Source organism: Streptomyces sp. NPDC058701 (assembly GCF_042715295.1).
GTDB lineage: Bacteria > Actinomycetota > Actinomycetes > Streptomycetales > Streptomycetaceae > Streptomyces.
The window spans coordinates 1-9,862 of sequence record NZ_JBHXSY010000091.1 but is presented as its reverse complement, the minus strand read 5'-3'; the positions used below and the strand labels follow the sequence as shown (position 1 = coordinate 9,862).

General features: G+C 59.2%; 9 protein-coding genes. All 9 read left to right on the top strand.

The genetic code is table 11. The annotated features are described in order from the left end of the window. The first annotated feature begins 262 nt into the window (after window positions 1-262). Window positions 263-691 (top strand): nuclear transport factor 2 family protein, encoded by a 429-nt coding sequence (locus ACFWW8_RS37505; protein ID WP_386537151.1) that lies wholly within the window; start codon window positions 263-265, stop codon window positions 689-691. Window positions 692-888: 197 nt separating this feature from the next. Next, window positions 889-1,476: a carboxymuconolactone decarboxylase family protein gene (locus ACFWW8_RS37500; RefSeq protein ID WP_386537148.1), complete on the top strand. Its 588-nt coding sequence runs from the start codon at window positions 889-891 to the stop codon at window positions 1,474-1,476. Window positions 1,477-1,578: 102 nt separating this feature from the next. Further along, entirely contained in the window at window positions 1,579-2,547 is a 969-nt protein-coding gene (locus tag ACFWW8_RS37495; RefSeq protein WP_386537145.1) for a 3-oxoacyl-ACP synthase III family protein, read from the top strand. A 72-nt stretch (window positions 2,548-2,619) separates the two neighbouring features. Further along, on the top strand, window positions 2,620-3,993 hold the full coding sequence (locus ACFWW8_RS37490; protein ID WP_386537142.1) for an NAD(P)/FAD-dependent oxidoreductase: 1,374 nt from the start codon (window positions 2,620-2,622) through the stop codon (window positions 3,991-3,993). Then, window positions 3,990-4,847, top strand: a complete 858-nt coding sequence (locus ACFWW8_RS37485) for an SDR family oxidoreductase (protein WP_386537139.1) — start codon at window positions 3,990-3,992, stop codon at window positions 4,845-4,847. Before ACFWW8_RS37490 ends, ACFWW8_RS37485 begins: the two co-directional genes overlap by 4 nt. A 33-nt stretch (window positions 4,848-4,880) precedes the next feature. Further along, window positions 4,881-6,137 (top strand): beta-ketoacyl-[acyl-carrier-protein] synthase family protein, encoded by a 1,257-nt coding sequence (locus tag ACFWW8_RS37480; protein ID WP_386537137.1) that lies wholly within the window; start codon window positions 4,881-4,883, stop codon window positions 6,135-6,137. Then, a complete protein-coding gene (locus ACFWW8_RS37475) occupies window positions 6,137-7,852 on the top strand; it encodes a CoA-transferase (protein WP_386537134.1) in 1,716 nt (571 codons plus the stop codon). Before ACFWW8_RS37480 ends, ACFWW8_RS37475 begins: the two co-directional genes overlap by 1 nt. Before the next feature lie 2 nt (window positions 7,853-7,854). Beyond that, a complete protein-coding gene (locus ACFWW8_RS37470; protein WP_386537131.1) occupies window positions 7,855-8,721 on the top strand; it encodes an SDR family NAD(P)-dependent oxidoreductase in 867 nt (288 codons plus the stop codon). A gap of 79 nt (window positions 8,722-8,800) precedes the next feature. Next, the gene (locus ACFWW8_RS37465; RefSeq protein WP_386537128.1) at window positions 8,801-9,625 is read left to right on the top strand and encodes a TIGR03619 family F420-dependent LLM class oxidoreductase; all 825 of its coding nucleotides are present in this window, start codon (window positions 8,801-8,803) and stop codon (window positions 9,623-9,625) included. The last annotated feature ends 237 nt before the right edge of the window (window positions 9,626-9,862 follow it).

The window sequence follows — 9,862 nt, the reverse complement described above, 5'->3', positions numbered from 1 at the left end:
CAGCCTCATCTGCTGGCGACGCCTCAACAAGCCCGAATCATGATCGTGTTACGAGCTCGTAAGCCCAAACCTCGCGTGAGTAGCAATTACTCACGGCGGCCGAAAGGATAATACGGAAAATGGGGGGCAGGTGTTCAACTATTCGACCAAATCAACGGTATACATCTAACATTCGGCCCCAGAAGAGCTTTCTTGAGATCGCTCCACCCACAGGCCGCGAGCAACACAGAATATAGCCAACAGATGAGAGGATGCAGAGATCATGAAGATGGCAGAGCTGATCCAGAAATGGATTGACGCAATGTGCCGTCACAGCGTCGAGGATGTAGTTTGCCTCTTCCATGACGATGCCGTTTGGGAAGATGCCACGGCAGGACTCAAGGTGGCCGGAAAGAGTGAGATAGGGTCATTTATATTCAACTGGTACTCAAATATTCCCGACATGAATGTCAAACTCAACCGCGCGATTATCCAGGACGAGACTTCGGCCTGTGTTGTGTGGACTTTCAGCGGCACAGCAGAAGGACCCCTCCCGCCTAATATTCCTGCCACTGGAAACTTCTTCTCCGTCGAAGGAAATACAGTTTTCGAAGCCCGAGATGGACTTTTCACGCTCGCCGAAGACTATTGGGATGGGTACGGCATCCGGGTACAGCTCGGCGTCGTTCCGGACCCTGCGAAGGACAACTAGCCAGCCGGCTCCCGAGAAGCGGGCGCGTCTCGCCCCCGCCCTGGGATCAGAAGATTTTAGCCGCGCCGCTACAAAAAAAATTCTTTGGGTCCAAGCGGTGTCGGTCACAGCCCACCCAAAATGTCCGCGCTACTAGCCGGAAATCTTGGATAGGCCAAATTTGTCCATTGATCGACAAGGCGCCGGAAGGAAGGGCCATGGCTACGGTGCGTCTCGGAAATCCGCTAAACCTACCCCCCGGGCTGCGCGCGTGGTATGAGAATACTGTTCACTTGGATCTAAACATATTCAAAGTGTTGATGATGTCGCCTGGCACCCTGCGCCCGATGCTTGAGCTCGGCGCCCACTTGATGTTCGACATTCAATTGCCAATCAGACTCCGAGAAGTAGCAATCCTTTCAGCTACGCACGCAGCCGGGGCACCATACGCATGGTCCCATCATTCTGATATTGCCGAGAATATCGGTTTCACGCCAGAACAGATAGCAGAGCTCGCATCGATTGATGGCGACCTATCGGGGTTCAAGCACGACGAACGCATCACTATTGAATTTGCCCGCCTGGCGGTATCTGCAAGCGAAGTATCCGAATGTACTATCGAGAGAGCGCGCTCGACTCTTGGCGACAGGCAGATGGTCGAACTCCTTAATCTCATAGGGTTCTATTGGACCCTCAGTCGAATCAGTACCATTCTTCGTGTCGAAACGGAACCCGCCCAGGGCGCCGCCCTCATAGAAGCCACTCGGCGAATTCACAAAGAAGCTCGAGATTCACTTCGAGGATGATATCGCGGTCCATGCCAAACGGAATCCGGTAATCCTTCTTGGAGAATAGGTCGCATACTCATGTCGACAAATAGGAAACTACCCCAAGTCCCCACGCATGGCATGTCGATTATCGGTGTCGGTCATTACTATCCCGGCGAACCGGTCCCGAATTCGTTTTTCGAAGGGAACCCTCAACTCGGCGTTACCAACGAGTGGATCGTCGAACACACAGGAGTCCATCAACGGCACTTCGCAGCAAACCCGGAAGAACGCATCGTCGAAATGGGGGCCAAGGCGTCAAGACTCGCAATGGAGGATGCGGGCGTATCTCCGGACGACGTCGATTTGGTGATAGGCACGAGTGCCACTGCAAGGCCCCGGACAAACCCCTCATCCGTCGGCAACAACTATATGGATATATCGTTGCCGTTGCAGAGTCAACTGAGGCTTTCTTCCGCCTTTTGCTTCGACGTTACTGCCGTTGCCTGTGCCGGTTTTCTTTACGCCAGCGCTGTCGCCCGCGGACTAATGGCTACGATGAAACTGCGCACTGCGCTGGTTGTGTGCGCTGAGAACCCCCAGCCCATCCTGAATCCAAATTATCGGAATTCGGTCCTGTTTGGCGCGGGCGCCGCAGCGACCGTCATGCGAATGGATGGCGCTTCGACTAGCGGTATCCGAGACATTGTTCTGAAAGCTGACTCCAGCTATTACAATGCCTTCGACATTGACGACCACGACAAGATGATCATGAAAGGAAAGCTCGTGGGCGAGATGGGGCCTCGATTCCTAGTTGACGCCGCCAAAACTGTCCTCTCCAGGAATGAAGTGCTAATCGATGACATCGCTTGGTGCATCCCACATCAAGGGAACATCAATCTCCTGAATTCCTTCGCCGATGAGATGCAGATTCCGCGAGACCGGGTTCTTCTGAATTTGCCCCAGCGCGGGAACACGTCAAGCGCCGGCCTGCCCGGAACGCTCTCAGAGTATGTCAGGTGCGGGACAGTCAAGCCTAGCGAGCTCTTGCTGGGCGTCAGCATCGGCCGTGGCTTCAGCTGGGGGGCCATGCTATTCAGTTACCGGTGAGCCATACAACGGACTGAGAAGTTCCCGGGTCCGCTCCGCGGAAATTTAACAGCACAGGTGAAAGTACTTCTGATGAATCACTACCGGCATGGCATACCCGCATCGCACCGGCCATTCAACCATGCCATCGTGGTTGGCGCAGGGGTAGCCGGACTTCTAGCCGCACGGGTGCTGTCCGAACATTTCGAAAACGTGACAATCATAGAACGGGACCGGCTCGGCGGTGCCCGGGCGTTTCGCAGCGGCACCCCGCAAGCGCGTCACGCACATGTGATGATCGCCCGCGGGTCTGCAGAGATTGACACGCTATTTCCCGGGATGGCGGCAGAGCTTGAGGAGGCAGGGGCCCCTACCTTCGATGCCGGTGAGAAGATAGTTCGGCGTTCCGCTGGCGTGTGGTTCCCCAAGGTCCGGCTCGGAGTCCAAGCGCAGTGCTTCAGCCGGCCCCTGCTCGAAGATCGCCTGCGCAGCCGCACTTTCTCCCTGCTCGGCGTGACGATCATGGAAGGCTGCAGCGTCGACGGCATCTGCGTCGTCGATGGTCGCGTAACCGGTGTGACTCTCCACGGTCGAACCACTTCTCAGACATTGAATGCGGACCTTGTCGTCGAGGCTTCCGGACGGTCGTCCCACCTTGCCGACTGGTTCGATTCCGCAGGCCTGCTCCGGCCTGAGAAAACAGTTGTGAATGCGCGACTGTCGTACGCATCCCGTATTTATGAGAACCCGTCTGCAATGTGGCCTGAGTGGAATCTCCTGGTCGACTGGCCCCAGGCTCCGGTCAAGCGCCGCGGGTGCGCTGCCCAACGCATTGAAGGAGACCGCATGCTGGTCACTCTTTCTGCGGCCGGGGAGAGTATGCCCCACAGCACAGAAGAATTCAGCGACTTTGTTCATTCGCTACAGAATCCCGTATCGGCAGCTGTCGAATCTATGCAGCCAGTGTCTCCGGTGTACCGGTATGGGCGCACAGAAAATCGCCGATTCTCCTACGGGCAAGCGCGTGGATTTCCCGACGGGATTATCGTGATGGGGGACTCTCTGTGTGCGTTGAATCCGGTCTACGCTCAGGGTATGACTATTTCTCTACTTACCGCCACAGTGCTCCGGAGCGAGCTTGCGATTTTTTCCAAGCGCCGAAATCTACATGGATTCGGCCCTCGATGCCAACGCAAAATTGCAAGGGTGACATGGTGGCCCTGGCTCTTCGCCACTGCCACCGATTGGGGGTGGCTGGAATCAGGTAACCCGCCTGTCGCGGCCCGCTGCCTGCGGTGGTACATGAGGCGATGGCTGCCCATCGCCCCGACGAACCCTGCCACAGGCCGGCGGCTCACCGCCATGATTCACATGCTTGCGGGTCCGCTGGTGCTATTCCATCCAGCCGATCTTTATCGCATTGCCCTTCGTAGTATGAAGGGGATGAAGCGGCGAGGCCGAAAGTGAACGAATCCCGCCCCCATGACCTGGTCAAACGGATACAAGCTGAAGCAGAAAAAGCGAAATCCTCTGATCGCAGGTCTGCGATCGTGACGGGAGGGACGCAAGGCATCGGGTACGGCCTGGCACGCCTCCTCGGGGAAATGAATTACACAGTCACGGTGGTCGGCCGCGATCAGGGCCGGTCAGAAAGCGGTGCGTGCGCTCTTCGGAAACTGGGGTGCGTGGTCAGCGCAGCCCAGGCAGATTTTTCATCGGACGATGCTGAGGAGCAGATCGACAATGTCGTCGAACAGCACAGCCAGCGGTTCGGACGGCTCGATCTCCTGGTAAACAGCGCCGGCGTAGCGATGCGCGGTCCGCTGGAACAGATGTCTACGAAAAGAATGGACGTGCAGCTCGACGTGAACCTGCGCTCGCTGATGCTCATCGTGCAGCGATCGCTGCCGATGCTGCGGCATGCTGCGGATGAGCACGGTCGAGCACTCATCGTCAATGTTGCTTCGGTCCTTGGCACTGAGGGACGTCCTCAGATGAGTTCGTACGTTGCGGCCAAACACGGGGTGGTGGGGTTTACTCGTGCACTGAATTGTGAACTCTCCGCGATCGGTGTCCAGTCGGTGGCTATCTGTCCGGGTCTCGTCGATACGTCGCTTGCTGACCTCTATCGCGAAGATTTCACGACAGACCAGATGATTCCTGTGGAGGATGTGGCAGAAACTCTGCGCTATCTCCTACGCGTTTCCCCACGAACGCTTGTCCCGGAAGTGACCCTACTGCCTTCACGCCGTCCGCCAATCTCACTCAGAGCCGACGCGCTGGCTCAGGCCCGAGCGCACGAACGCCGGCAGATTACCTGACCGAAGTCATCACTCGACGAAAGGACGTCAGTCATGGTGGAGGAGCCAATCGCCATCACCGGGTTGGGCGTGTTGCTGCCCGGAACCAGTAGCGTGGATGAGTTCTGGGCGCGTCTGGCGAAACGTGAGTCCCAGATAGGATCGATCACCCGATTTGATGCCGCAGCTGAGGGTCTGCCGGTTTGCGTGGCTGGCGAACTGGAAGATTTCGACTACCGCGAGTATCTGCCGCACCTTCCGGAACGGCATGCCGAGAAATACAGCAGAGAGATCTTGGCGGCCGTCTCATCTTCTTCTATGGCATGGCAGGATTCTGGACTCTCCAGCATCGCGACCGACCCGCGCCGGGTGTCCGTTGTCCAGTCGAGCTCTCGGGGCTCGTCCGAATGGTGGCTGACAGCACAGCCGGACAGTACGAGGTACGGTAACGCCGGAGCCATGTTCCAGGGGCTTCCGAGCAGTGCGGCTTCGCTTAGCGCCATGGCGATTGGCGCCCGCGGCTCGGCGATGACAGTGACCGGAGCCTGTGTCGGAGGCCACCATGCGCTCGGCGTCGCTACCAGCGAGTTGCGCGCCGGACGCACCGATGCCGTGATCGTCGGCGGAAGGGAATTTCCCATCACCCCTGAAGTGATGCGCTGCTTCCTTTCCCTGGGAGACGGAGTACTGACGTCGCGCCGCGATGATCCGGCCTCGGCTATCCGCCCCTACAGCATAGGTCGGGACGGCATGGCTCTCGGTGAAGGAGCCGTCGCTATGTGCCTTGAACGCCTCTCGAGTGCCCGCCGCCGCAATGCTCGCGTCTATGCCCGGGTACTCAGCCAGCGCGCGCACACCGATGGGGAACATGCCACGACAATGGACTTGACTGGTAAACAGACCGCCTTGCTCATCAACGAGGCTCTCGGGGCAGCGGGGATATCCGCTGATACGGTCGGGTATTTCTGCGGCCACGGCACCGCTACGCAAAACAATGACGTGGCCGAATGCCGCGCTTTGCGCGAGCTCTATGCTGGCGACCGATCCATCGAGCAGCTCCCCCCGATCGGTTCGAACAAACCTATCTTCGGCCACACGCTCGGAGTGGCGGGTCTTGTCAACGTTGCAGCAACTGCCCTGATGTTCTACCACCAGCAACTTGCGCCGACCGCAAACGTTGGTTCCCTCGACCCGGAGTGCAATCACGATCATGTCGCCGAGGGGCTGCGGGACGCTGATCTGAACCACGCTGTCTCACTCGCTTTTGCCTTCGGAGCCCAGACAGCAGTTGTCACCATGGGGAGGGCCTGATGGACGGCCCCTTTCTCGCAGCGGGCCTCGAAGAGCTCGTCGAAAAATTCATCCGGCCCGACGACCACGTGCACTTCGCGGCGACCATGTCCCGCCCCAATGCAGTTCTGCACGCCACCGCACGGGCCTTCCAAAATAGGAAGAGCCTAACTGTCAGCGTGGCATCGCTGCATTCAAATGCTCACGCACTGGCCCTTTCAAACTCCGCGAAACGGGTGATCACCTGCTTCTTGGGCGACTCATACCCCTCGCCGCGACCATGTCGGCTGTATCGATCCGTATCCTCGGGGGAACCCTTCGCGGCCGAGAACTGGACCCTCCTGAGCTACGTGCAACGACTCATGGCAGCCGCTCTGGGACAACCCTATGCGGTCACCACATCACTGGCCGGCACGGACTTGGTCACCGGCAAGGAAGGCGTCCTGTTCACCATCCCGGACCCCGAGTGCGACGAGCGGACCGTCACGCTGCTGAAGCCCCTCCGTCCTGATATCGCCGTATACCACGGCGTATGCGCCGATGAGAGAGGCAACATCGTTCTCAGTTCCCCGCATGGCGAAGGCGTGTGGGCTGCATATGCCGCGCGACGAGGCGTGGTCGCCTCGGTTGAGCGGATCGTGCCGACCGACGTCATGGCTGCGCACTCGCCAGGCTGCGTGATACCAAGCCAACGCGTTCTTGCGATCTGCGAGGCACCACGCGGAGCCCACCCCCAGTCATTGGACAGCCGCGGGATCGCGGAAATCGAGGGATACGACGACGACTACCGCTTCATGCAGGAAGCCTCGGACGCGTGTGCGGAGGCGCCGCGGGCGAAGGCATGGTTCGACGCATGGATTGGACTGCCGGGCGGACACCAGCAGTACCTCGCCAAACTGGACGCACACAGTAACGCCGGCATTTTCCGGAATCCGCGGCCCACGGTGCTGCCGGGCCCGGAAAGAAATCACCCCGGTCCACTTCCAACGCAGAAAGAAGCTCTGATAATCCTCGGAGCCCGCACGATCGTTGAAAAGGTCAGCGCTGCGCGCAGCTCCGGGCCCTCTTATGACACCCTGCTCGCTGGCGTGGGAGTATCCCACATTGCGGCATGGCTGGCCGCAGATCAGCTCAGAACGTCTGGCATGCCGATCAAAGTGGTGGCAGAGTGGGGCCTCTACGGGATGCTCCCGGAGCCAGGTGACACCTATCTCTTCAGCAGGAGCAATGCCCAGCGGTGCGAAGCATCCACGGGAATCGCCGAGATCCTGGGCGGAATGGTCGCGGGAAATAGGCGGTGCCTGGGCGTGATTGCGGCAGCTGAAATTGACGAAAGTGGTGCGGTTAATACAAGCAGACTAAGGGACGGGCGTTGGATAACTGGTTCCGGCGGTGGGAATGACGTGGCTTCCAACGCCGACTCGATCGTCATTGCCCTGGCATCACCCGAAAGATATGTCCGAAAGGTCGCCTACGTAACTAGCCCCGGGGCTCGAATTCTGGATGTCGTCAGCCAATTCGGCGCCTTCCGAAGGTCTTCGCCCGAGGAGAAGTTCGAGCTTGGTAGCTGCCTTACCGTCGGCATGGACGGAAATAGCGCGGATCCGAAGCAGCTCGTCGCCAGGTACACCTCGTGGACGGCGGAGACTGAGAATGCACGCGCTGAACCTTATATCACGAGTGAAGAGTTGAGCAGAGTCCGCCGACTGGATCCGGATGGAATCTACCGGTCGTAGAAGTGCACGTCGAATTCCGAAACATTATTCGAGGGGCGAGGTCTGTGAAGGAACGGGGAAATGCCCTGGTGACCGGCGGGAGCCGGGGCCTTGGGCTGGCGCTAGCCAAGAACCTCTCGAAGAACGGGTGGCGGACGACTATAGCCAGTCGGGATCCGGCGGAACTGGCCCGGGCCGGGGCGAACGCTAGCGATGAAGGCATAGATCTCCGCACCGCCCAGGTGGACGTCACATCGGAACAGTCGGTCTGCGACCTCTTCGACCGGTTGGCGGAGGACGGGCCCGTAGAGCTGTGCGTGAATAATGCCGGCAAGAATCTATCACAGCTGCTCGTTCGACCGATTTCCGGCGGTGCGGGCACTGATTCAGAAGCGGAGGAAGCCGTCCGGCATTCCCTGGAAGCATGGGACGAGATTATCCGCCTGTGCTTGACCGGCGTGTTTCTGGTGGGGCGGGAAGCCGCGGCGTCCATGATCCGGTCTGGAGTTCCGGGAGTGATCGTCAATATTACGAGCGCCGTCCGCGGAGGCGCCTACGGCCAGTCGGCATACACCGCGTCCAAGGCCGGAGTCGTCGCCCTCACCCGGACCTGGGCATACGAGTTGAGCCGTTACGGAATCCGCGTGGCGGCGGTATCTCCCGGTGTGATCGATGGCGAAGCCCTTCGGGCCAAGGTTGCCTCGGACCCTGCCCACGCCCGCTATATGGAAAGGCTGCGGGAAACGGTTCCCTTGGGGCGATGGGCGCTGGAAAGCGAGATAGCGGACGCCGTGAGATTCGTGGCAGATAATGGCTACATATCCGGGTCGGTCCTGGATATAGACGGTGGCGGACTCGCCGGCCGGATAACAGGGGTTCCCAGGTCGTGACGGCTTCGTCTGGAATAAAGCGGACCGAGTAGACACTTTTCGAATCGGCTACATCTCGCTCGACGCCGGATGGAATTTCATGAGGATTTCCGTCACTATATTCATGACCGACGAAACAATAACGCCCGTCCATTTGGGCAGAGAGCTCGAGCAGCGGGGCTTCCAAGGCTTGTTCCTGCCTGAACACACACATATCCCAATCAGCCGCAAGAGCCCGGCACCGCTGGGCGGAGCGCTGCATCGAAAGTACATGCGCACACTCAATCCGTTCGTTGCTCTCAGTCAGGTAGCCGCGGTCACGAGTCGGCTAGAGGTCGGCACAGGGGTCACCCTCGTTGCACAACACGACCCCATCGATCTAGCAAAGCAAGTGGCTTCACTCGATTTCCTGTCGAACGGTCGATTCACCCTTGGCGTCGGCTTCGGCTGGAACAGAGAAGAAGCAGAAGATCACGGTATTGAATGGTCCTCGCGACGTGCTCTGGTTCAGGACAGAATGGCCCTGATGAGAGCGCTCTGGGCGGCACAACCCAGGGTCTATGATGGCAAGTTCGGACATGTGAGCGCAAGCTATGCGCACCCCAAGCCGACGAAAGGGGCACCGCGCACTCTGCTCGGAGGCGAGGCAGGCCCACGATTCTTCTCCCGTGTCGCGGAGTACGCAGACGGATGGCTCGCCCTCGACAAGGGAGATCTCGAATCGTGGATACCTCACCTGCGCTCGTCATGGCGAGAGGCAGGGCGAACCGGAGCCCCCGAGATCGTCCCATACTCGATTCTCCCGTCGAAAGAGAGAATGGCCCAGTACCGCGGTATGGGTATCGACGAAGTCGTCCTGCGCCTACCAGCCGAACGAGCACCTGGCGTTCTTCGGACCCTGGAAGACTACGCGGCCTTCCTGTGAGCCGTGCACCGGTTCCGACGAGGTCATCAAGCCGAGTGCAGTGATCATATGAACGAGAGCTGCCGCCTCTTCCGAAACGGCTATAACTGATCGTTCAGAATGAGATTCGTTGCGGGGCTTGGCAGTTGGGTGTGGTGTCGGCAGGATCTGGGGTGTGTCTGTTGATCTCGTGCCTGATGACCTGTGGGAACGTGTGGCCCCGTTGTTGCCGGGGCGTCCGGCCAGGCGGTTTAGGTA

Excerpts from the sequence above, each read along its gene's own strand:
- ACFWW8_RS37480 (WP_386537137.1), top strand. The coding sequence starts at position 4,881 with ATGGTGGAGGAGCCAATCGCCATCACCGGGTTGGGCGTGTTGCTGCCC.
- ACFWW8_RS37475 (WP_386537134.1), top strand. The coding sequence starts at position 6,137 with ATGGACGGCCCCTTTCTCGCAGCGGGCCTCGAAGAGCTCGTCGAAAAA.
- ACFWW8_RS37505 (WP_386537151.1), top strand. The coding sequence starts at position 263 with ATGAAGATGGCAGAGCTGATCCAGAAATGGATTGACGCAATGTGCCGT.
- ACFWW8_RS37495 (WP_386537145.1), top strand. The coding sequence starts at position 1,579 with ATGTCGATTATCGGTGTCGGTCATTACTATCCCGGCGAACCGGTCCCG.
- ACFWW8_RS37490 (WP_386537142.1), top strand. The coding sequence starts at position 2,620 with ATGAATCACTACCGGCATGGCATACCCGCATCGCACCGGCCATTCAAC.
- ACFWW8_RS37465 (WP_386537128.1), top strand. The coding sequence starts at position 8,801 with ATGAGGATTTCCGTCACTATATTCATGACCGACGAAACAATAACGCCC.
- ACFWW8_RS37500 (WP_386537148.1), top strand. The coding sequence starts at position 889 with ATGGCTACGGTGCGTCTCGGAAATCCGCTAAACCTACCCCCCGGGCTG.